Origin of the sequence: Flavihumibacter sp., from assembly GCF_036676075.1 — a bacterium.
GTDB lineage: Bacteria > Bacteroidota > Bacteroidia > Chitinophagales > Chitinophagaceae > Flavihumibacter.
Genome location: NZ_JAKFDQ010000007.1, coordinates 671,686 through 694,517, shown reverse-complemented (window position 1 = coordinate 694,517; position 22,832 = coordinate 671,686). Strand labels below are relative to the sequence as shown.

The 22,832-nt window shown below is 42.8% G+C and carries 23 protein-coding genes; 18 read left to right on the top strand and 5 right to left on the bottom strand.

All coding sequences use genetic code 11. From position 1 onward, the window contains the following. Positions 1 to 25 precede the first annotated feature (25 nt). From V6M43_RS05850 to yidD, 10 genes are all read left to right on the top strand, one after another. Entirely contained in the window at positions 26 to 907 is an 882-nt protein-coding gene (locus V6M43_RS05850; RefSeq protein ID WP_332733237.1) for an NAD kinase, read from the top strand. A 72-nt stretch (positions 908 to 979) separates the two neighbouring features. Further along, on the top strand, positions 980 to 1,834 hold the full coding sequence (porG, locus tag V6M43_RS05845; protein ID WP_332733235.1) for a type IX secretion system protein PorG: 855 nt from the start codon (positions 980 to 982) through the stop codon (positions 1,832 to 1,834). A gap of 66 nt (positions 1,835 to 1,900) precedes the next feature. Next, positions 1,901 to 2,656, top strand: coding sequence for an isoprenyl transferase (locus V6M43_RS05840; RefSeq protein ID WP_039126330.1), 756 nt, complete (start codon positions 1,901 to 1,903; stop codon positions 2,654 to 2,656). Positions 2,657 to 2,709: 53 nt separating this feature from the next. Next, positions 2,710 to 5,436, top strand: a complete 2,727-nt coding sequence (locus V6M43_RS05835) for a BamA/OMP85 family outer membrane protein (protein ID WP_332733232.1) — start codon at positions 2,710 to 2,712, stop codon at positions 5,434 to 5,436. A gap of 30 nt (positions 5,437 to 5,466) precedes the next feature. Beyond that, a complete protein-coding gene (locus tag V6M43_RS05830; RefSeq protein ID WP_332733230.1) occupies positions 5,467 to 5,979 on the top strand; it encodes an OmpH family outer membrane protein in 513 nt (170 codons plus the stop codon). Between the two features lie 68 nt (positions 5,980 to 6,047). Continuing rightward, positions 6,048 to 6,554: an OmpH family outer membrane protein gene (locus V6M43_RS05825; RefSeq protein ID WP_332733229.1), complete on the top strand. Its 507-nt coding sequence runs from the start codon at positions 6,048 to 6,050 to the stop codon at positions 6,552 to 6,554. Between the two features lie 67 nt (positions 6,555 to 6,621). Further along, complete coding sequence (gene murI, locus V6M43_RS05820) at positions 6,622 to 7,572, top strand: glutamate racemase (RefSeq protein WP_332733227.1); 951 nt, start codon at positions 6,622 to 6,624, stop codon at positions 7,570 to 7,572. A gap of 181 nt (positions 7,573 to 7,753) precedes the next feature. Beyond that, entirely contained in the window at positions 7,754 to 7,909 is a 156-nt protein-coding gene (rpmH, locus tag V6M43_RS05815; RefSeq protein ID WP_072037555.1) for a 50S ribosomal protein L34, read from the top strand. Positions 7,910 to 8,049: 140 nt separating this feature from the next. Then, positions 8,050 to 8,496: a ribonuclease P protein component gene (gene rnpA, locus V6M43_RS05810; RefSeq protein ID WP_332733224.1), complete on the top strand. Its 447-nt coding sequence runs from the start codon at positions 8,050 to 8,052 to the stop codon at positions 8,494 to 8,496. A gap of 3 nt (positions 8,497 to 8,499) precedes the next feature. Further along, on the top strand, positions 8,500 to 8,730 hold the full coding sequence (yidD, locus tag V6M43_RS05805) for a membrane protein insertion efficiency factor YidD (RefSeq protein ID WP_332733222.1): 231 nt from the start codon (positions 8,500 to 8,502) through the stop codon (positions 8,728 to 8,730). A gap of 12 nt (positions 8,731 to 8,742) precedes the next feature. On the opposite strand, the gene V6M43_RS05800 is transcribed toward yidD, so the two are convergent. Both V6M43_RS05800 and V6M43_RS05795 read right to left on the bottom strand, forming a co-directional pair. Next, positions 8,743 to 9,339 (bottom strand): hypothetical protein, encoded by a 597-nt coding sequence (locus tag V6M43_RS05800; RefSeq protein ID WP_332733221.1) that lies wholly within the window; start codon positions 9,337 to 9,339, stop codon positions 8,743 to 8,745. A gap of 69 nt (positions 9,340 to 9,408) precedes the next feature. Continuing rightward, on the bottom strand, positions 9,409 to 10,014 hold the full coding sequence (locus tag V6M43_RS05795; protein ID WP_332733219.1) for a superoxide dismutase: 606 nt from the start codon (positions 10,012 to 10,014) through the stop codon (positions 9,409 to 9,411). Positions 10,015 to 10,221: 207 nt separating this feature from the next. On the opposite strand from V6M43_RS05795, the gene V6M43_RS05790 reads away from it, so the two are divergent. Continuing rightward, entirely contained in the window at positions 10,222 to 13,344 is a 3,123-nt protein-coding gene (locus V6M43_RS05790) for a SusC/RagA family TonB-linked outer membrane protein (RefSeq protein WP_332733217.1), read from the top strand. Between the two features lie 11 nt (positions 13,345 to 13,355). Beyond that, complete coding sequence (locus tag V6M43_RS05785) at positions 13,356 to 14,765, top strand: SusD/RagB family nutrient-binding outer membrane lipoprotein (RefSeq protein ID WP_332733215.1); 1,410 nt, start codon at positions 13,356 to 13,358, stop codon at positions 14,763 to 14,765. 84 nt (positions 14,766 to 14,849) lie between these two features. Here V6M43_RS05785 and V6M43_RS05780 read toward each other — a convergent pair whose 3' ends face one another. Together V6M43_RS05780 and V6M43_RS05775 are read right to left on the bottom strand one after the other, a co-directional pair. Continuing rightward, positions 14,850 to 15,227, bottom strand: coding sequence for a hypothetical protein (locus V6M43_RS05780; protein ID WP_332733213.1), 378 nt, complete (start codon positions 15,225 to 15,227; stop codon positions 14,850 to 14,852). A 90-nt stretch (positions 15,228 to 15,317) separates the two neighbouring features. Beyond that, on the bottom strand, positions 15,318 to 15,755 hold the full coding sequence (locus V6M43_RS05775) for a nucleoside deaminase (RefSeq protein WP_332733212.1): 438 nt from the start codon (positions 15,753 to 15,755) through the stop codon (positions 15,318 to 15,320). Between the two features lie 89 nt (positions 15,756 to 15,844). Between V6M43_RS05775 and V6M43_RS05770 the strand changes: the two genes are divergently transcribed. Beyond that, positions 15,845 to 17,257, top strand: coding sequence for an aldehyde dehydrogenase family protein (locus V6M43_RS05770; RefSeq protein ID WP_332733210.1), 1,413 nt, complete (start codon positions 15,845 to 15,847; stop codon positions 17,255 to 17,257). An 83-nt stretch (positions 17,258 to 17,340) separates the two neighbouring features. Continuing rightward, positions 17,341 to 17,925, top strand: a complete 585-nt coding sequence (locus V6M43_RS05765; RefSeq protein ID WP_332733208.1) for a glutathione peroxidase — start codon at positions 17,341 to 17,343, stop codon at positions 17,923 to 17,925. A gap of 9 nt (positions 17,926 to 17,934) precedes the next feature. Here the strand turns inward: V6M43_RS05765 and dusB are convergent, their stop codons facing one another. Continuing rightward, the gene (gene dusB, locus V6M43_RS05760; protein ID WP_332733206.1) at positions 17,935 to 18,969 is read right to left on the bottom strand and encodes a tRNA dihydrouridine synthase DusB; all 1,035 of its coding nucleotides are present in this window, start codon (positions 18,967 to 18,969) and stop codon (positions 17,935 to 17,937) included. A gap of 141 nt (positions 18,970 to 19,110) precedes the next feature. Between dusB and V6M43_RS05755 the strand changes: the two genes are divergently transcribed. From V6M43_RS05755 to V6M43_RS05740, 4 genes are read left to right on the top strand one after another with little or no spacing between them, the layout of a single operon-like run. Next, positions 19,111 to 20,064, top strand: a complete 954-nt coding sequence (locus tag V6M43_RS05755) for a CPBP family intramembrane glutamic endopeptidase (protein WP_332733204.1) — start codon at positions 19,111 to 19,113, stop codon at positions 20,062 to 20,064. 10 nt (positions 20,065 to 20,074) lie between these two features. After that, positions 20,075 to 20,917 carry a phosphatidate cytidylyltransferase gene (locus V6M43_RS05750; protein ID WP_332733202.1) on the top strand — a complete coding sequence of 281 codons (843 nt, stop codon included), beginning with the start codon at positions 20,075 to 20,077 and terminating at the stop codon, positions 20,915 to 20,917. A 35-nt stretch (positions 20,918 to 20,952) separates the two neighbouring features. Continuing rightward, positions 20,953 to 21,981, top strand: coding sequence for a phenylalanine--tRNA ligase subunit alpha (pheS, locus tag V6M43_RS05745; protein WP_332733199.1), 1,029 nt, complete (start codon positions 20,953 to 20,955; stop codon positions 21,979 to 21,981). Positions 21,982 to 21,990: 9 nt separating this feature from the next. Then, a complete protein-coding gene (locus V6M43_RS05740; RefSeq protein WP_332733198.1) occupies positions 21,991 to 22,830 on the top strand; it encodes a 3-hydroxyacyl-CoA dehydrogenase NAD-binding domain-containing protein in 840 nt (279 codons plus the stop codon). Positions 22,831 to 22,832 lie beyond the last annotated feature (2 nt).

Below are 22,832 nucleotides of genomic sequence, written 5' to 3'. Positions count from 1 at the left end.
TCTTTCAGCGGTTAAATTCCTCAATATGCGCGTGGCGATCTACAGCCGGCTTTTAGATCAGAGTGATCACCGTGAGATACAGGACTTGTTCACAGAACTGGAGAATTATCATATCCAACCAGTTATATACCAACCATTTTTTGAGCAGATCATTGGCTCCGTAAAATTTCATGATCATAATTTCACAACATTTACGGCATCTGGCGATCTGGATGAGACCATAGATTTTATAATAAGTCTGGGAGGGGATGGAACGCTTCTGGATACTGTAACCCTGGTACGCGATAAGAATATTCCCATTTTAGGTATCAATTTCGGACGATTGGGATTTCTGGCTTCCATCGGTAAGGAAGACCTGAAAGCCGCCATCGCTTCCATGGCCGACAGAAGTTTCGTTATCGACAAGCGATCACTGATTCACCTCGATGCTGACCGCCAATTATTTGGGGAAACTCCTTATGCCCTGAATGAATTTGCTATCCATAAACAGGACATCTCTCCGATGATCAAGATCCACACTTATCTAAACGGCGAATTCCTGAATACCTATTGGGCTGATGGATTGATTGTAAGCACGCCAACCGGATCGACGGGATATTCACTTAGCTGTGGCGGACCTATAGTTTTTCCTGAATCAGGAAGCTTTGTAATAACACCTGTAGCACCGCATAACCTGAATGTGAGGCCAATTATTGTACCCGACGACAATATCATTTCATTTGAAGTAGAGGGAAGGTCAGAACATTTTATTTGCGCGCTCGACAGCAGGAGGGAGATAGTTACACGTAATATCCAGCTGGCTGTAAAAAGGGAGAAATTTGATGTAAGTATTGTCAGGTTAAATGAGAATAATTTCCTGGGAACCCTCCGCAACAAGTTGTCCTGGGGGTTAGATACTCGTAATTAGCATTTCATTTATACCAAAAATGGCAGGGTTTTCGTTCGATTCCAGACCTTATTTATTTCTATATTGCATTTTATGAAGAAATTATTGCTCGCAGTAATGGTGGTTATGGGTCTCCAGACAGGCGTTAACGCCCAGATGGAAGCAATTACGCATTCCGGTGAAATAGGGGTGGCTTTAGGTGCTGCACACTATTTTGGTGATCTGAATACCAGGGCCAGGGTTAATCGCCCCAAACTGGCTGTAGGAGCATTTTTCCGCAAACAATTTGGAAACTATATTGCTGTAAGGGTGGGTGCACAGTTTGCACAGGTGGGTTATGCCGATAAATATTACGATGACAATGATTTCCAGCGCCAACGCAACCTCAGCTTTAATTCCAGTATTTGGGAGCTGGCACTGCAGGGTGATTTCAATTTCTTCCGTTTTATGCCCGGTACTGATGAATACCGGTTTACTCCCTATGTAACATTAGGTGCCAGCATTTTCAGTTATGATCCCTATGCCTACCTTAATGGGGAGAAGCATTTTTTGCGACCCCTTGGTACAGAAGGGCAGGGATCAGAATTTTATCCCGAGCGGAAGCCCTATAGTTCAATGGCATACGCAATACCCTTTGGTGTAGGCGTTAAATATGCACTAAATGAGAAAATGAACCTGGGATTTGAGGTTCTACATCGCTTCACCAATACTGATTACCTGGATGATGTTAGTACCACTTACGTTGGTATTGATAAATTTCCTCCTTTACCGGGCGGTCAACCCTCAATAGCCGGTCAGCTACAGGATCGCAGTTATGAAATAGGTGAACCAATCGGAATTGAAGGCCGGCAGCGGGGATATGCTAAACAAAAAGACCAGTTTGTTACCGCACAATTTACACTCAGCTTCAATCTTACATCTTATAAATGTCCAACCGCTAAGCTTTAGGTCTACCGAAACCCTTTAGCCCTTGTTGCCCTTTTTTCGTACATTCGCCCCCTGAAATTTGATAATATGAGTTCGCTCGAAGCGAAAATTGACAGGCAAAAACTTCCCAGCCACATAGCCATCATAATGGATGGGAATGGCAGATGGGCGCAGGAAAGGGGTCAGGACAGGCTCTTTGGTCATTTTCATGGCGTGGAAAGCGTGCGTAATGTAGTGGAGGGTGCAGCTGAACTCGGCATTGGATTCCTTACGCTCTACGCTTTCAGCACCGAAAATTGGGATCGGCCAGCATATGAAGTGAATGGTTTGATGGAACTGCTTGTAGATACTATTCGGAAAGAAGTGGATACGCTTAATAAGAATAAGATCCGGCTTCATGTGATAGGAGATATAACAATGTTACCTGAAAATGCTCGTATCGAATTGCAGGAAGCCCTTGATATTACGCGGAATAATGATGGAATGAATCTCGTGATGGCATTGAGTTACAGCAGTCGGTGGGAGATTCTGGAAGCAGTAAAAAAGATAGCATCTGCAGCCAGAAATGGAGCATTGCTTCCCGAAGCGATCAGCCAGGAAACCATCGGCCAATATCTTTGCACCAGCGGATTCCCCGATCCGGAACTGATGATCCGGACAGGTGGAGAATACCGGGTAAGTAACTTTCTTTTATACCAGCTAGCCTATGCTGAACTCTATTTCACGGATGTTAAATGGCCCGATTTCAGGAAAGAAAACCTTTATGAGGCGATCATTGAGTTCCAGCAACGTGAAAGACGTTTTGGAAAAACCAGCGCACAGGTGCAAGATGCTCCCCTTTAACAAAGCTTTTTTAAACAATCACCTTAATTTGCCTACTTTATAAAACCAACTGGATGCACAGAAGATTAGCCGTTGTGGCCTTACTGCTTATGTTGATCGGATTTAGCGCGCAGGCCCAACAACCTGATACCACAGGTCCAAAGGGGATCGACCCTGACCTGGAGGCATTAGTAAATGCAAAAACTCCCAAAGAATATACTATAGCTGGCATTGAGGTTACAGGTACAAAATACCGCGATCAGGCTTTGCTTTTATCTATCTCCGGTTTATCAGTTGGTGATAAAGTGGTTATTCCTGGAAGCGATAATATCAGCAAAGCAATCAATAACCTGTGGAAGCAAAACCTGTTCTCCGATGTACAGATTTATTATACCAGGCTTGAAGGCAGCAACCTGTTTATCGAGATCAATGTTGCAGAACGACCAAGCTTATCAGGCTTTGTTTTCAGAGGGGTAAAAAAATCCGAAGCTGAAGATCTGGAAGGTAAGACCGGACTTGTGAAAGGTCGCGTGATCACAGAGAATATGAAGCGTACTGCTATTGAAAACATCGAGAAATACTATATCGAGAAAGGATTCAGGGGTGCAAGGGTTAGTATCACCGAAAGAGCAGATACTGCATTTGTAAATACACAACAGCTTACTTTCAATATTGTCAAAGGAAATAAAGTACGGATAAACAATGTAAGTTTCTACGGCAATGAAATGGTTAATGAACTGAAGCTGAAGAAAAAAATGAAGGGTACAAAAGAGATGACAAGGATCAGCCTCTACCCCGAAAAAGATTCAAGCAGTTTCGGTGTTAAAAAACCGATGGAATTTAGTGAGTACATGAAAGACTGGGGCTTCCTTTCCCTTAGCAAAACAAGAGATTATTTAGATCCTTATTTCCGTTTCAAACTTTTCAGCTCCGCTAAATTCAACCAGAAGAAATTTGATGAGGACAAAGAAAAAGTATTGGAATATTATAACTCCATGGGATACCGCGATGCCAACATCGTTGAAGACTCGCAATACTATTCTAATAACGGCAACCTTAATATTGACCTCAAAGTTGAAGAAGGCAGGCGCTATTATTTCGGTAATATAGCCTGGAAGGGAAATACAAAATATGGAGATTCTATACTTAATGTAATCCTTGGAATTAAGAAAGGCGATATCTATAATGTGGAAACGCTTAATAAAAAGTTAGGTGTGCAGATGAGTGCTGAAGGTGGAGATATCAAAGGACTCTATATGGATGATGGTTATTTGTTTGCAGACGTTACCGCTGTGGAAACTGCTGTATACAATGACACCATAGATTTCGAGATCCGTATGCGTGAGGGCCCGCAGGCAACAATTAAGAATGTGAATATTTCCGGGAATGACAAAACAAAGGAATATGTTATCCGCCGTGAGATACGTACAGTGCCAGGCGATAAATTCAGTCGCGCTGCTTTAATACGTTCGCAGCGGGAGATCGCTAACCTCGGTTATTTCAACCAGGAAAAAATTGACATCAACCCTGTTCCCAATCCTGATGATGGAACAGTTGATATCAATTATAAGCTCGAGGAAAAATCAAATGACCAGTTGGAACTTTCTGCAGGTTGGGGTGGGGGTATTGGCTTGACAGGAACACTTGGCGTTACCTTCAATAACTTTTCGATCCGGAACATTTTCAATAAAGAAACATGGGATCCTCTCCCTACTGGTGATGGACAAAAGCTCAGCCTCCGTTTGCAGAGTAATGGACGCCAATTCCGGTCTTATAATTTCTCCTTCACCGAACCATGGCTTGGTGGAAAGCGACGCAACTCTTTTACAGTAAGTTTCAACAGCACACGTTTTGCCAATTCATATAACTATCTAACAGGTAGGTATGACCGCAAAGCTGCAGATACATCTTTCCTTCGCGCCATCAGTATGTCTGTTGCATTGGGTAAGCAGCTCAGATGGCCTGATGATTATTTCACGCTGGTTTATGCGCTTAATTTTACGCAGTATAAACTCAGTAATTATCCAAACCTGTTCCCCGGACTTGATAATACAACTGCGCATAATTTAAGTCTTAAGCTTTCACTTAGCAGGTCATCAATTGATCAGCCAATTTTCCCAAGAAGTGGATCAAGTTTCCTTGCCAGTGTACAGGCAACACCACCATATTCGCTCTTCAATCCCGACCGTGTAAAGGCCGGGAACCCATATGAGCTTCCGGAGTTTCATAAGTGGAGATTTACAGGTGAATGGTATGTTCCTATTGGAAAAGCAATGGGGGCTGATAAAAGCCGGCAGTTCGTGTTGAAAGCTGCTGCCAAGTATGGTTTTATGGGGCGTTATAACAAAAAACTTGAATATTCTCCATTTGAAAGATTCCAGGTTGGTGATGCCGGTTTGCAGAATAACTTCGGGATACTTGGATATGATATCATAGCACACCGCGGTTATCCGGTTTATGATAATTCAGATCCCACTGTGAATCCCGATAAATCACAGGCAGCGCAGTTCTTCACGATCTTTAATAAGTATACTCTGGAATTACGATATCCGTTTTCAACTAATCCAAACAGTACCATTTTCGGACTTGCGTTTTTTGAAGCCGCCAATGGATGGTATGATTATAAAGATTACAATCCCTTCAGATTACGTCGCAGTGCGGGTTTGGGTATGCGTTTCTTTTTGCCGATGTTCGGACTACTCGGTTTCGATTATGGGGTTGGATTTGACAGAATGGGACCCAATACCAAATTACGTGATGCGGCAAGGTTTACCTTTATGTTAGGATTTGAACCAGAATAAGGACAATAATTTTACCAATAAATGATCAGTATGAAAAAGTATATATTAGCGATTCTCGTATGTGTTGCGGCTACCCTGTCGCTCCAGGCACAGCGTTATGCCATAGTGGATACCAAATTCATTCTTGACAAAATGCCTGAATATAAACAGGCGCAGGAATCACTTGATCAGTTCAGCCAGCAGTGGCAAAAAGAGATCGATAATAAGCAGGCAGCACTAGATAAAATGTACAAAGACTTCGAGGCTGAACAGGTCATGCTTAGTGCGGAACTTCGTAAAAAAAGGGAAGATGAGATATTTGTACGGGAAAAAGAGGTTAGAGAACTCCAGCGTAAAAGGTTTGGCTTCGAAGGTGATCTTTTCAAGCTCCGTCAGGAACTCGTGAAACCTGTACAGGACAAGGTTTACACCGCAATTCAGAAAATTGCAGTGGCCCGTATGTATGACTTTATTTTGGATAAAAGTGAAGGAATTACTGTTATATTTGCCGATCCCAAACTCGACAAGAGTGAAGATGTACTCAAGGAGCTGGGTGTTAAATAATGTCTAATTCAATTTGTTAAGACAACTAAAACCACAACTAAAACAACTTTTAAGTAACAAAAAATCGCATGAAAAAAGTTTTATCAATTCTAATGGTGGCTGTGACGCTGGTTCTGGTTAGCAGCAGTGTACAGGCGCAAAGCAAGATCGGCTACATCAGTTTCAATGAAGTAGTTGCTGCTATGCCTGAAGCAAAGAAAGCAGATTCTGCCCTGGTTCAATTCCGTGACGCAATGATACAGAGCGCACAGGATAAAGAGAATGCACTCAATGAAGGCATCCAGAAGTTTAATGCCGATTCTTCCAAGATGACGAGCGCAGTTAAAGAAGTAAAGCGCCAGGATCTCCAGAAGAAACTTCAGGAACTGCAGGGTGAAGAGCAGCGTATCCAGCAGGAACTTCAAAAAAAGCAGGAAGAGCTGAGCGCACCAATTCAGAAAAAAGCTATGGATGCAGTAAATGCTGTTGCAAAAGAGAACGGCTACACTTATGTACTTCCTAAAGAATACCTGATTGTTTCTCCTCCGGGCGATGACTTGTTGCCAATGGTAAAGAAGAAACTGGGTCTTAAATAAAGATACTTTTCACAGGCTCTGTATGAACGCCGGGATAGCATCCTGGCGTTTGTTATTTTTGTATGATATGATAACTGACAACCAGGATGCTATTACGAATGATGGCCTCGCAGAAAATATTCCCATCGTACCTGCCAGTAAAAAGCCCGGAGAATTACCCATGGGCGACCCTCTGGCCTCGCTGCTTGGCGAACTGGCCAATGCTCCGATAGGAATTTTTGATTCTGGTTATGGAGGGCTCACCGTAATGAAGGAAATCGTAAAAGCCCTGCCGCAATACGATTATGTTTATTTGGGTGATAATGCCAGGGCTCCTTACGGAACCAGAAGTTTTGATACCGTGTATCGCTATACCCTGGAGGCCATAAAATGGTTTTTTAACCAGGGCTGTCAGCTTGTTGTTCTGGCCTGTAATACCGCGTCTGCAAAGGCCCTGCGCTCTATTCAGCAGAATGACCTGCCCAAATTGGCACCAGATAGAAGGATATTGGGTGTAATTCGTCCTACAACAGAGGTTATTGGAAATTTTTCTAGCAGCTTCGAAGTTGGTATACTGGCAACTCCTGGTACTGTCTCTTCCGGATCATATCCCATTGAGATTGCTAAATTCTTCCCCGGACTTAAAGTACATCAACATGCCTGTGCGATGTGGGTGCCTTTGGTTGAAAACAATGAGTATGATAAGGCGGGTGCAGATTATTTTGTTGAACAGGATATAAAACAACTCCTTGAACAGGGTGAAAATATCGATACGGTTCTGCTTGCATGTACTCATTATCCATTGCTTGAAAAGAAGATCAGGCAATTTCTGCCACAGGGAATCCGGTTATTGCAACAAGGTGAAATTGTAGCTGTAAGCCTGGTTGACTACCTCAAACGCCATCCTGAACTGGTTGCGCGCATTTCAACAGGCGGTAGCCGAAGGTTTTGCACAACAGATGATGTTACCGATTTTGAACGGCATGCGGGGATGTTTTACGGGCAGGGTGTAAAGGCTGCAAGAGTTGAGTTGGGCTAGCCGGGCTGTTTTCTAAACTAACCTGAATTTTCTCATCAGGAAGTAGATCAAAATGATAAATTTCCTTACCTTTGCCGTCCCTTTCACGACACAAGCGGGTATGGTGGCCCGATGTGATTGGAATTCAATCGTCTGGCTCTCCACAGGCGACTATTTTTTGGGCTAGTAAAAAACTTGTAAAATGAAAAGAACATTTCAACCACACCGCCGTCGTCGTAAATCCGTTCACGGATTCCGCAAGCGCATGCAAACCGCCAATGGCCGTAAAGTGCTGGCTAGCCGTCGTGCGAAAGGTCGTAAGAAACTAAGCGTTTCTTCTGAAAGCAAATTAAAGTAATCTGATCCCGCCTTTGTGCGAGGTTTCGATGATATTTATAGCTCCGCCGCATTATGCCGGTCCGGAGCTATTTTTGTATAAAATAGGTGTCTGACAGATGTTCGGGGGATGTTCGAACAAGTGTGAGATACCGGATAATCATGATAAACTCATTAAGAAAATCTGAAAGGCTTAAGCATCGCAAAAAGATCGATGAACTTTTCAAGAGCGGCAAAAGCTTTTCCATTTATCCCTTGAGGATTTACTACAAGGTAGAGAGTTTCAATTCGGTGATAACAGATCAGCAAGGCCTTGCACATGGTCTGCGACCTAGACCAGGTGTTTTGGCAGGTGTTGGGGTAAGCAAACGTCATTTCAGGAAAGCGGTTGACCGCAACCGTATCAAAAGACTTTTGCGCGAATCATATCGCACACAAAAACATGGGCTTACCGGGCTGGTAGATTCATTGCAGATAAGGGTGGACCTGTTTTTGATATACACCGGCAGAGAATTGCCGGGTTTGGAAATATGTGAAAAAGCAACCGGTCAATCATTGGAAAAATTGCAACGGTTGCTTTTTGAAAAACCCCAAACACCAATCATTTAGTGTATGGAAAAATTGAAGAAAATTCTGAGTTTACCCTTTATTGGATTGATCCGGTTCTACAAGTGGGGTATTTCGCCAATACTGGGTCCCAAATGCAGGTTTACACCAACATGCTCACAGTATAGCCTTGATGCTTTTAGAAAATATGGTATTTTCAAAGGCTTCTGGCTTACTATAAAACGTATAGGTCGTTGCCACCCATGGGGCGGATCGGGCTATGATCCCGTACCCTGAATTACCTGAATATTATTCAGCTTCAGCTTTAAGCATCTTCTCTAGCCTGCCCAAAGTTTCCCGCGCATCCTTATTGGTAATAAATTTATAGACCTCTGGCACATTGCCATTTTTGTCTGGTGTCAAAGAAGCAGGCATTCCTTTGAATGGTCCAACCAGGATTGCATTGTCTGCCGCAGTGATCTTTTTCATTTCTCCCGGAGCCAGGAAATGATTTCTTTTTTCCGCCGCAACATTAGAACCCACCATAAGTTGTTGAAGACTATCCATCCGTTCCATTAACTGGTCCTGGGTGATTCTACCCTCACGGGATGCTGCTTCCCCAAATGGCTGAAATCCCCCGATAAGGGTATCTTTTTTCAGATTTAATAAAAAGGTGCCGGATTCTGTAACAGGAAAATCCTTATTACCATCAGGACCTGAAAGGGTCAGTTTATCACCTTTGATATTAATGGTTTCTTCGTTGTGCTGGGTCCCTGGCTCAATAGTTACGCCATCCCCCGATACAACAAGCTTACCACTTGCCATCACTACTACTTTTTTTTGAGGAGGTGTTGAACAGGCAGCAAACAGAATAATGGCCGAGAGGCCAGTTAAAATCTTTTTCATGATATAGTTTTAAAAAAAGATCCCGCCCCATGGGCGGGATCAGGTATAAAGATACATTTAGAACTTTTATCAGGATGCAGCGCTGAAACGTTCCGCAACTTTTGTCCAGTTAACAACATTCCAGAATGCTGCGAGATAATCAGCTCTTCTGTTCTGGTATTTAAGATAATAAGCATGTTCCCAAACATCAACACCAAGTATTGGTGTTCCCTTTACTTCAGCAACATCCATCAATGGATTGTCCTGATTTGGTGTGGAACTGATTTCCAGGGCGCCATTCTTAACTATCAGCCATGCCCAGCCGCTTCCGAAACGCGTCATGCCAGCATTGGCAAATTTTTCCTTAAAAGCATCAAATGATCCGAATGCAGCCGTGATGGCATCATTCAATGTGCCCGATGGCTGTCCACCTGCATTTGGGGCCAGGCTATCCCAGAAAAAACTATGATTCCAGTGGCCACCACCGTTATTGCGAACTGCCGCTGAATGAGCTCCGGCATTGGCAATAAGTTCTTCGATGGTCTTGCTTTCATTTTCTGTGCCTGCAATGGCCTTATTCAGATTGTCTACATATGCCTGGTGGTGCTTGCCATGATGTATCTGCATGGTCTGCGTGTCAATATGCGGTTCCAATGCTTCATGGGAGTAAGGGAGCGCAGGGAGTGTAAATGCCATAAGATCAGTATTTAAAGATTAAAAAAAATAAGAAGTTCAATGGGAGGAGTTGCAAATTTAGAACCATTAGCTGAATAGGCAAAACTTCAAGCTTCTAACAAACCATTTATCCTAAAGTTGCACTTGTCCGCAAATTTTTGCCATTTTATGCGGCATTAAACGTTAAATTAGTGTATTAACCATTTCTAATTACTTAAAACATTATTCATGAGAAAATTACTGCTTGCGGTAAATCTCTTGCTTTTTCTATGCATTTCACTGATTGGTGTTGCACAGGAAAGAAGAGTGACCGGGAAGGTCACCAATGCCAGAGGTGAAGCGGTACCTTCCGCTTCTGTTGTAATCAAAGGAACAACCACTGGAACTACAACTGATGAAGGTGGAAACTTTTCTATCTCCGTACCGGATAATAATACCATTCTTCTGGTATCATACGCCGGGTATCTGTCCCAGGAAATAAGAGTTGGCGGAAGCAACATGCTATCCGTAAGTCTTCAGGAAGGGGAAGGAATGGAGGAGGTCATCGTTACTGCTTTTGGTGTCAAAAAGGAAAAGCGTGCCCTGGGATATTCGGCCCAGGAAATTAAAGGCGATGACCTGGTAAATATGCGACAACCCAATGTAATCAATGCCATGCAGGGTAAGGTTGCTGGTGTACAGATTAACAGCACAGGTGGCGCACCTGGCCAGGGTTCAAGGATCATTATCCGCGGAATAAATTCTCTTGATCCGAATGCTAACAACCAGCCCTTGTTTGTAATTGATGGCGTTGTTATGGACAACAGTACAACTGTATCTTCCAGTAATCAATCCGAGTTACGAGGGATGTCTAACAGGGTAGCGGATATTAATCCTGATGATATAGAAACCATGTCTGTTTTGAAAGGCGGCGCTGCAACTGCATTGTATGGATCATTGGGATCTAATGGTGTTGTAGTGATAACAACCAAATCAGCCAGGTCAGGTAAGATGAGGGTTGGCTTCACATCTTCCTATGGAATAGATGAGGTGAATAAATTCCCGGATGTGCAAAGAACATTCAGCCAGGGTAATAATGGTGTTTACGATCCAGTCAGTTTTTGGCCAAGCTGGGGACCAACTACAGAAGCTGCCAAAGCCATTGATCCAACACATCCCGATAAAATCTACCATCATTACAAACAAGGTTATAAGCAGGGCGACCAATTCAGGGCAAGCATCAATATGTCTGGAGGAACTGAAGCTGCATTGCTGAGTTCCTCACTGTCATATTTCAAACAGTATGGTACAATTCCCAACACTGATTATAAAAATATAAGTGCCAGGATAAATGGAAAATTTAAAGTCAGTGATAAGCTGAGTTTTAGTCCCTCAATAAATTATATCAATTCAGGTGGCTTGAGAGTTAATGCAGATAGATATAATGAGAGCCTCACATATTGGTCGCCGCGTTGGGATGTAATGGACTATATAAACCCTGACGGCACTATGAAAACTTATGGAAACAATAATCCGGTATATGGAACAGCAACAAATCAACTACGCGACAATGTAAACCGCATAATAGCCAATGGTTTGGTCAGTTATAAGCCACTTAAATGGCTCGCAGTTGATTATCGTTTTGGTATTGATAATTACAGTGACTTCCGGCGCTATACTGCACCTGGTCCAAAAGGTGTTGTGGATGAGATCGTTTACGAAGACAACGGACTTGGATTTGTTAATGAACAACGTATTGGAAACAGGATCATCAATTCCAATCTTATTATTTCTGCAAATAATGATTGGTCAGAGAAGTTTAATACAGTTTTACGCGTAGGCCACGATGTTCAGGATTATAAAAGCCATTCCCTCACAGCAGATGGACAGGAACTTGATATACCTGATCTGCTTACACTTAATAATACCAAATTCAGAACTGCATCAGAAGTACTGAGCCGGAGCAGACTGGTAAGTGTTTTTGGGGATCTCACAATGAGTTGGGATAACTATCTGTTCCTCACTGTTACAGCAAGAAATGAATGGACTTCTACTCTTACCATAGGAAACAATTCATTTTTCTACCCCTCTGTAAGTCTTTCTTATGTATTCAGTGATATGTTAGACCTTCCTTCCTGGATAAATTTTGGAAAGCTACGTGCCAGTTATGCCGAGATTGGAAAAGGAACTACACCATACAGAACCAATTCTTATTATGGAACAAGTGTTCTTCAGTCAAATGGTCAGGTGCTCTGGACTCGTTCCGATTCAAAAGGCGATGTTAACCTCGCTCCTGAAAGAACAAGGACACTGGAATTTGGAACAGATCTGAAATTTCTCAATAACCGACTGGGCTTAGAATTTTCCTGGTACAAACTTAACAGTACTGACCAGATCATTCCTGTATCCGTATCACCAACATCGGGATATACGCAGTTCATCCTGAATTCAGGTGAGCTCGAAAACAAAGGAATAGAACTGGGCTTAAGCGCCAATCCGGTTCGAAGCAGAAATTTTAACTGGGATGTTAATGTGAATTTTTCCAGGAACAGAAATAAAATTATTTCATTACGGGAAGGACTAACCGAAATAGTAATAGGAAGCCATTTTGGATATGTCGGATCCACCGTTACCATGAAGTACGTACCGGGATCTGCAGTGGGTAACCTCTATGGTTCATCCTTACTTCGTTACTACGGCGATAAGACCGATGATAAAAATACCGTTGATAAAGATCTTCCTTTGCAGATCGCTACAACCGGATCTAATGCCGGATTCCCGATATATGATCCAACCCAACGCATTCTTGGTAACTCACAGCCAAAATGGATCGGTGGTATCAGCAACAGCTTTACTTATAAAAATTTCAATTTGAGTTTTCTCTTTGATACACAGCAAGGTCAATTCCGGTATAACCAGTTAGAGAATTTTATGGCAGCATTTGGCATTGCAGATTATACAGAGAACAGGAATGAAACGATAGTATTTAATGGCGTACTGCCTGATGGGCAGCCGAATACCCAGCAGGTTTGGTTGGGCCAGGCTGTAGGACCAGATGGCAGAAACTACGGCGCAGGTTATTACAGAAATATTTATCGTCGCGCTTCTGAAAATTTTGTACATGACGCATCATGGGTAAGATTGAGAAATCTAAGTTTCACATATAACTTCTCACGTAGCTTACTCGAAAAAACGTTTGTGCAGGGAGCTTCTATTTCACTTACAGGAAACAATCTCTGGTTAATCACTAACTATAATGGATTTGATCCTGAATCTTCAAGCTTTAATGCCGGAAGCAATATGGATGGGTTCAGTGGATTTACTTATCCTGCTACCCGTAGCTATATCATGACATTAAACCTTAACTTCTAACCTTGTTTATTATGAAAAGACTAATAAATTTTATGCTTATTGCAGGGTCTGTAGTTGGGCTCACATCCTGTGAAAAATACCTGGATATAAATAATAATCCCAACCAGGCCACAAGGCCTCCGTTAAATGGACTTCTTGCCAGGGCAACATTTGATGCGGCACTAAATGTATTCCGCGTATCTAATACCAGTTCTTATTATGTTCAATACCTGGCTTCTCCCAACCCAGGTGGAGCATCAGATATTTTTGAGCCAATTGATGCCAGCAGTAGCTGGACTCAGCTCTATGATAATCTGAGTGATTCATATGATCTCTACCAAATGGGCGGAGAGCGTGGTGCTACAGAGTACCAGGGAGTAGCAAGAATACTGCAGGCCATGGACCTTATCCAGATACATGACCTATGGGGGGCCGCGCCTTTTGAACAGGCATTTACCGGTGAATTTATTCGACCGGTGTACGACGATGCAGAATCAATTTATGCTACCATCCTTAGTTATCTTGATGAGGGTATTGTATTACTTGGACAATCCGGATCTACGATTGCCCTCCCAACCGATAATTCTGACCTTATTCACCAGGGTAGCGTAGAAAATTGGATCAAAACAGCCCATGCCCTTAAAGCAAGGATGTTAAACCGCGTAAGTAAAACTTCGGAGTATGATGCAACAGCAATTCTGGAAGAAGTTGACGCTTCTTATGAGTCAACAGATGATGATGCTGCAATACTAACCTTTGACATTAGAAACCCATGGGCTGGTGTTGCCTTAAATAACGAGCAACTTGTTCTTGATGGATGGTTATCAGAACAGTTTGTAGATGCCATGGATGGAACAACCTTTGGGGTTGTAGATAAACGCATCGATAAGATTGCCACCCTCACCAAGTTTGGGGATTATCGCGGCACTCCTAATGGAGTGGGTCGGGTAGGTTCAGGTATTGATGATGAAGAAAGTTATATAAGCAGGCAAGGCTATTACTCAAATGATGAGGCCCCACTTTTTATTATCACCTATGAAGAAGTGCTTTTTATTGAAGCTGAAGCGGCATTCCGGTCTGGCGATAAGGCAAGGGCATATTCAGCCTACCTTAAGGGCATCCGCACCAATTTCGACAGACTTGGTGTTGCGGCTGCTGATCGCGATGCTTACCTGGCCAGTGATGTGGTGGCAGTTGGAGAAGATGGCCTAACCCTTCAACGCATCTTCGACGAGAAATACAAAGCCCTTTTTCTTAGTCCTGAAACATGGAATGATGCCAGGCGTTTTGATTATGGTTATACAGATTTTGAAATGCCTGCAAATGCTGCTACCACTACATTTGTACGCCGTTTAGTTTATCCATCTGTAGAAACCAGCAGAAACGGTGCAAACGTTCCTGCAATTGATGATAATACATTAAGGCTTTGGTGGGATGAGTGATTTTGGCAATAGTGATTTGTGAATAAGAAAGGGCCATCCGTTTTTCCGGATGGCCCTTTCTTATATTCCATGTTTACTTTATAATTAAAAACCACTGGTACTACAATACCAATCCATCTGGTCAATAGCATCCCAGTAGGTCATCCAGTAATCACGTACATCGGCCTGCATAAGTAAACCCTCCGATCTGTTGTAAATAGTTTGCATACCATAGCGATTCAGATCTCCGTATACTACAGACCCCCTTAATGGTGTAAAGCCACCCCATGCTCTCATCAAACTGAAACCATTATATGTTTCCACAATATAGTAGTCGCACTGGAAATCGCTATAAGCAACAATTCCCCTTTCCCGCTGTAACCAGTAAGATTCGTCTATGGGCTGCCTCGGACCAGTATCCTGGCGGCTACAGGCCGCGAGAAAAAGGACCATGGGCAACACAAAAAGTATAATCTTTTTCATCATCTTTTAATTATACAGCATAGACTCAAATGGACCCCGAAAGATTGACAAGAATTTGTTAATTGAGCGAGTAGAATAATGTTAAAAAAGTTAACGACGCATTTCGAAAAAACTCTTCATTAGGGAAGCACATTCCGTGGCCATTACCCCCCTTTCTACAATAGCTTTTGGATGAAAAGGCCAGTTGGTTCCCGTAATCCTGGCATGCCCATTCTTTTCATCTGCAGCTCCCCACACAACCCTGCTAACTTTGCTCCAATATAATGCTCCGGTACACATCAGGCAAGGTTCAACAGTAACATAAAGTGCTGCGTCAGGAAGATACTTTGCGCCCAGGTAATTGAAGGCCGATGTTAAAGCTATCATCTCGGCATGTGCGGTAGGGTCTTTTAATTGCTCCACCTGGTTGTGCCCCCGGGCAATGATCTTATTATCTATGACAATTATGGCACCCACGGGAACCTCACCCTTATCAAAAGCCAGTTGAGCTTCTCGTAATGCTTGTTGCATGTAGTATTCATCGGTCATTCCTCCGAAATTAAACAATAATATTACAGCACTGTTATTAGGTAGGAAGTGAAATAATTAATGACCTTTTTTTTGTCGTAATTTGAAATATGCAAATAGCCACCCTTCCTGAAAAAAAGTCCATTGACGATGAAATGCTGATTGCTTTAAATGGATTGCGCGCCAATTTTAAGTCTGGTGCAATAAGGTCATATGATTCACGACGCAATTCATTGCTCAAACTGAAAGCATTATTATTAAAGTATGAAGAGGAATTGTATGATGCCCTTTATGCTGATCTCCGTAAAAGCAAAGAGGAGGCATGGGTCACGGAGTTGGGGTTTGTTCTCTCTGAGATAAATCACACATTGGCCAACCTGAAAAAATGGATGCGGCCCAAAAGGGTTTCAACAAACCTCATGAATCTTCCATCTTCCAGTCATATCTATAAAGAACCCTTAGGTGTTGTTTTAATCATCGGGCCCTGGAATTATCCATTTCAACTTCTCTTTGGGCCGCTTGTGGGTGCTTTGGCAGCGGGCAACGCTATCGTCCTCAAACCCAGCGAACATGCTCCGGCTACCACGGCGGTTATGAAAAAATTAATAGCAGACGGTTTTTCTAAAAATGAAATTCTATATATCGAAGGTGATGGCTCAGTTGTTATTCCATCCATGATGAATAATTTCAGGTTTGACCATGTTTTCTTTACAGGAGGCACAGCAGTAGGTAAGGCAATTTACAAGATGGCCGCAGCGCAACTTGTTCCCGTAACACTCGAACTCGGTGGTAAAAGCCCTTGTGTAGTGGAAGCGGATGCCAATATTGAAGTAGCAGCCAGGAGAATTGGACTCACTACTTATTCTAATGCCGGACAAATGTGCATCGCTCCCGATTATATATTAGTACATCATTCTGTGAAGAACAGATTAGTAGAATCGTTACAGAAAGTTATAACTGATTTTTTTACTGAAGACCCGGCGGTCTCTTACAACTACGGTAGAATAATAAATGAGAAGCAATTTCAACGAATAAGTTCTTATCTAAAGCAAGGGCGGGTGATCTTTGGGGGCAAAACAAACGCGGCAGACCTTTATATTGAGCCCACTTTGATGGATGAAGTTTCATTGGACGCCCCCATTATGCAGGAAGAAATATTCGGCCCTGTGCTTCCCATCATCTCCTTCAACACCATGGATGAGGCTATTGAGATCATCTCAAGAAATCCGAACCCGCTTTCATTTTATGTATATACTTCCAGCAAAGAGAAAGAAGAAAAATGGATACATGCTTTGCCTTTTGGTGGTGGCGCTGTAAACAATAGCAGCTGGCATTTTACCAATCCGGCGCTGCCATTCGGTGGTCGGGGTACGAGTGGGATGGGCGCCTGCCATGGTAAGCATTCTTTCGATTGCTTCACCCATGAGAAAGCAGTACTAAAAACACCCACATGGTTTGATCCGGCAATGAAATATCCCCCCTTCAAGGGAAAATTGTCGTTGTTTCGAAAATTAATCAGGTAAGCATGATGCGTAAATATTTATTTGGTACGTTAAGCTTATCCCTAATAGTATTCTTTCTAATAATTTTTTCAAACGGAAATGAAATGAGTGGCAGACAACAAATAATGAAATTGATTTATCCACTGATAATGAAAGCAGGAAAATTATTTGGTGCCAAATCCGGCATTTTGGAGAATTCAGGAAAACATCCATGCAGTTCTCTTTACTCCATTTCTTATACTGCCAATAATGGACAGCAGATATCTCTTGGTTCAATGCAAGGCAAGAAACTGTTAATTGTTAATACAGCTTCTGATTGCGGATATACTGCTCAGTATGAAACACTGCAGAAGCTTTATGATACATATAAAGACAGGCTGGAGATCATTGCGTTTCCGGCAAATGATTTTAAGGAGCAGGAAAAAGGTAGCGATGAGGCAATCGCCCACTTCTGTAAAGTCAATTATGGAATAAGTTTCCCCCTGGCAAGAAAAACAACTGTTATAAAAGGAAATGACCAGAATCCTGTTTTTCGATGGCTGAGTGATCCAAACTTAAATGGTTGGTGCAACCAGGCGCCTGAGTGGAATTTTTCCAAATACCTCGTAGATGAAAAAGGTGTGCTCCTGAGGTATTTCGCTCCATCTGTTTCACCAATGGACAAATCTTTGACTGATATACTCAAGTAGCCCCAACCCTTAGCCGCAATTATAGGCCATATTGTCCATATCAACAGTTCGACGCTCAAATTGATAGCCTTGATACTGTTTCATTATCTCATCCAGCACGTAATCTATTTCCTCAACAGTTTTAACTGTAACCAGCTTAAGGCGGAATTCTTTTATGTTAGGAAGTCCTTTCAGGTAATTATTGTAATGCCGACGCATTTCATTGATGCCCGGTGTCAACCCTTTCCACTCTACTGACCTGTGCAGGTGCTTGCGGATCACATCCACTCTTTGAACTATATCCGGAGGAGTGAGGTGTTCGCCAGTGGAGAGAAAATGTTTTATTTCCCTGAAGATCCAAGGATAGCCAATGGCAGCTCTGCCTATCATTATCCCGTCCACACCATATCGGTTCTTATATTCCAATGCTTTTTCTGGTGAATCAATGTCACCATTGCCAAATATCGGAATGCTGATCCTTGGATTGTTTTTGACGCGGGCTATATGACTCCAATCTGAATGGCCTTTGTACAACTGGCTACGGGTTCTTCCATGTATTGACAATGCACTGATACCTGTATCCTGTAGCCTTTCAGCCACTTCATTGATATTAATCGATTCGGTATCCCATCCCAAACGGGTCTTTACCGTTACTGGTAATTTAGTTGATCTTACACAGGCTGCCGTCAACTTTACCATCATATCTACATCCTTCAACACGGCGGCACCCGCACCTTTTGTAACCACCTTTTTAACGGGGCAGCCGAAATTGATATCAAGCAGATCGGGATTAACAGCATCTACAATTTGCGCACTAAGCGCCATGGCTTCCTCGTCGCCGCCAAAAATCTGTATGCCAATCGGACGTTCATAATCAAATATGTCGAGTTTCTGCCGGCTCTTCATGGCATCTCTGATTAATCCCTCGCTACTGATGAATTCAGTATACATCAGGTCAGCGCCATTATCTTTGCATACCGCACGGAAAGGAGGGTCGCTTACATCCTCCATAGGTGCAAGCAACAATGGGAACTCCGGTAATGTTATATTTCCTATCTGTATCAATAGAGTATTTTATTATGCCTTGCGTTAAGCTGCCGCAGGTGCACTTGCATGGTCACAAAAAAAATGCATCTTGCAGCATGGCTTCCACGGGCAGAACCGCAAATTTACCAACTTAAACCGTGATGGCAACATCTGACCAATATGAATACCTATCTTAAGTATAAACCAGCCTGGTTGCAGTTGTTGGTTTTCGGGAGTCTTTGCTTTGGCATTTACCTGGTGCTGGGTTCGCTGGTCCAAATTTTTGTTGCCTGGATGCATGATATTTCTGTCATCGATCTGCAATCTATTGACTATGATAAACCAGGAATGATCCCGGCATTACGTAGCCTCCAGGGCTTGCTTACTATTGTTGTATTCCTGATCCCCTCCCTTATTTTTGCTTATCTCAGCCATAATCGCCCCCTACAGTATATCGGACTTAAAAGGCCCATGCCATCTAGTTTTTGGTGGCTTGGCTTACTCTTGCTGATAATAGCATTCCCGGCAGCTGCATGGGTTAATAAATTAAATCAGGAGATTCATCTTCCTTCATTTCTTAAGGATACCGAATTGGCAATGCGCGCAGCCGAAGAGAATGCACGGAAACTGGTAAAAGCAATGCTTGATATGAAGGGTCCGGCCGACCTGGCATTTATGCTGTTAATCATTGCCCTTCTGCCTGCAATTGCTGAAGAACTCTTCTTTAGAGGAGTGTTGCAGAGACTGTTTATTCAGGTAACAAAAAGTCCGTGGATGGGAATCATTATCACCGCCATTTTATTCTCAGCATTTCATGGTCAATTTCTTGGTTTCTTTACCCGAATGATGCTGGGTATTCTTCTTGGCGCCTTGTACTGGTACAGCGGTAGTATCTGGCCCGCCATCATCGGCCACTTCGTAAATAACGCTATTCAGGTTATCTATGTTTACCGCGATAAGACCTATATTGACCAGGAGCATCCGCTGCCACCAGGGTTTGTTATCTTTAGTTTCGTGGCCATTCTGGCGATACTGTGGTATATGCGAAAAATATCTCATACACATTATGGGGAAATATATGATACGGATGATGAACTGATATTGCCGGCCAGGCAGGATAACCAAAACGAGTAAAATAATCTTCATGGCTTTTAACTGGCAAACATTCAGAACCAGAACAGGAACTGCAATAATTTTTGCAGTGGTTATGTTGGCTGGATTACTCTGGAACCAATGGCTGTTCCTGTTGCTATTTTCAATTATACATTTCGGATGTTGGTATGAATACCAGCAACTGCTGGAGAAAATTGATCCTGATTATAAACAGATCACGCCTTTTCACCGATATGGAGTAATGATTGCGGGCTGGTGTATTCTTTTGTTCTTTACAGGAGACGATAGCTTTTCTGATGTTCTGTCGCTTCATGCAATAGCCTGGTGGGTAGGATTAGTGCTTATACTTGTTTTGCCAATTATGGAATTGCTTTTTTCTCGGCATATTAACCTGAGAAACATCAGACACTCCATACTTGGGTTGCTCTATATCTCCCTTAGCTTTGGTCTGCTGGTACAAATGAGATGGGAAGATATGCGTTTGCCTATGCTGATTATCTTTTCTATCTGGATTAATGATACAATGGCATATATAGTCGGCTCCCTGATAGGAAAAACCCCGTTAAGTGCTATTTCTCCAAAAAAAACCTGGGAAGGAACCATCGGGGGTATAATGCTCAGCGTTCTTGTAATGGCAATTATATCATATACCACCAATTATTTTTATTCTTTAACCCATTCGGTAATAATAGCATTGATCGCAGCTGTTTTCGGAACTTTTGGCGACCTTCTGGAGAGTAAGATTAAACGGATGGCCAATGTAAAAGACAGCGGATCATTTATGCCGGGCCATGGTGGATTTCTTGATCGGTTTGACTCCATCCTCCTGGCAACACCTTTTGTATGGATCTATGTGAATCTCTTCCTGCGTTGATTTCAGCCCCCCGTGCTTTTCCTTATCTTTGAGCTATGGAAAATCTCTTATCCCAGATCGCAGCATATAAGCAAGAGATCGAAAATACACAGGCCAATGGGGCGGCCAGCTTAGAAGAATATCGCATAAGGTTTCTTGGTACAAAAGGGATCGTCAAAGCCATGTTTGGTGAAATGAAGAATGTTCCAGCCGAACAAAAGAAAGAATTTGGCGCTATCCTGAATGAGTTTAAACAGTTTGCAGAAGCTAAATATGAATCCTGGAAGTCCTCGTTTTCAGGCCCCGTTGAATCAACCAATGATATTGATCTGACTCTTCCGGGTGACCCAATGAATCTTGGTTCGAGGCACCCCATCAGCCTGGTGAGAAACGAGATAATTTCAATATTCCGAAGGTTGGGATTTTCCGTTGCAGAAGGTCCGGAGGTTGAAGATGACTGGCATAATTTCACCGCCCTGAACCTTCCCGAGAACCATCCCGCCCGCGATATGCAGGACACATTTTATCTGAACCAGAATCCCGATTGGTTGCTACGTACACATACCAGCAATGTTCAGGTAAGAGAAATGGAAAAAGGTAAGCTGCCAATTCGCATCATTTGCCCGGGAAGGGTATACCGAAATGAAACGATTTCGGCACGCGCACACTGCTTCTTTCACCAGGTGGAAGGATTATATATTGACGAACATGTTTCTTTTGCCGATCTAAAACAGACCCTATACTTTTTTGTTCAGGAATTGTTTGGACGCGATGTAAAGATCCGCTTCCGGCCATCCTATTTCCCCTTTACAGAACCCAGTGCAGAGATGGATATAAGCTGCCTGCTTTGCAACGGAAAAGGTTGTAATCTATGTAAACATACCGGTTGGGTTGAGATACTTGGCTGTGGAATGGTTCACCCCCAGGTTTTGGAAAATTGTGGTATTGATAGTAATAAATACACTGGTTTTGCATTCGGAATGGGCATTGAAAGAATTACTATGCTGAAATACCAGATAAATGATCTTCGCCTCTTTAGCGAAAACGATGTGAGGTTTCTGCAACAGTTCACTGCAAGTTTATAAATGAATTCAATGATCAAATCCATTTGCGTATGTGGAGCTGGTACAATGGGAACCGGTATTGCACAGGCTGCTGCCCAGCATGGATTTACTGTTACAGTATATGATATCGGCGAAAGCATGCTGAAACAGAGCCGGATGGGCATGGAGAAAAACCTGCAATCTCTGGTAAATAAGAATAAAATTTCTGCATCTACCCGGAATATAATACTTGATGGGGTGTCCTTTACATCCAGCTACCAGTCATGTATAGCTGATTTTGTAATTGAAGCCATTCTCGAAAAGCCACTTGCCAAACAGGAACTTTTCAGGCAGCTTTTTGAAGTAAATAGTGAGGCCACCATTTTTGCCACTAATACCTCATCCTTATCAGTAACGGAAATCGCCAGGGCATTGCCTGACCCATCACGGGTGGTCGGTATGCATTTTTTTAACCCCGCCACCATAATGAAACTTGTAGAAGTTGTCCAAACTGAATTTAATAGTGCTGCAACTATAGAACTGGTTATGCAACTGGCGCTTGATATGGGAAAGAAACCAGTGCGATGCATTGATGCACCAGGCTTCATCGTCAATCGCGTGGCCAGGCCTTATTACATTGAAGCCTTACGGCTGGCGGAGGAGGGCGTGTCCATGACCGTTATTGACGCCCTGATGGAGTCGGCCGGTTTTAAAATGGGACCCTTCCATCTGATGGACCTTATCGGTAATGACATAAATTATGCGGTTAGCTGCAGTGTATATGAACAACTCGGTAAACCCTCAAGACTAACACCATCAGCCATACAGCAACAAATTGTTGCGGCAGGAAAACTGGGTCGGAAATCCGGTGAAGGCTACTATACCTATTGATA